Source organism: Adlercreutzia sp. DFI.6.23 (assembly GCF_024462535.1).
GTDB lineage: Bacteria > Actinomycetota > Coriobacteriia > Coriobacteriales > Eggerthellaceae > Adlercreutzia > Adlercreutzia rubneri.
The window spans coordinates 1-295 of record NZ_JANGBP010000633.1 but is presented as its reverse complement, the minus strand read 5'-3'; the positions used below and the strand labels follow the sequence as shown (position 1 = coordinate 295).

General features: G+C 70.5%; 1 protein-coding gene. It reads left to right on the top strand.

Annotated elements, in window-relative coordinates; all coding sequences use genetic code 11:
* The coding region (locus NE591_RS14855; RefSeq protein WP_305145279.1) for a BRCT domain-containing protein at nucleotides 1-295 on the top strand (295 nt) is incomplete at both ends.

The window sequence follows — 295 nt, the reverse complement described above, 5'->3', positions numbered from 1 at the left end:
CTTCCGCACGCCGGACAACACCTCGGTCATTGAGCGGTTGCGCGCGGCGGGCGTGACCATGGCCGAGGAGGCCGTCGTCCCGGGCGAGGAAGTGCCCCAGGTGCTGGCGGGCCTTACCTTCGTGCTGACGGGGACGCTTACGCACTCGGGCATGACCCGCGACGAGGCCGGGGCGCGCCTGAAGGCCATGGGGGCCAAGGTGTCGGGGTCGTTGTCGAAGAAGACGAGCTTCGTCGTGGCGGGGGAGAACGCGGGCTCGAAGTACGACAAGGCCCAGGCGCTGGGGGTGCCCGTG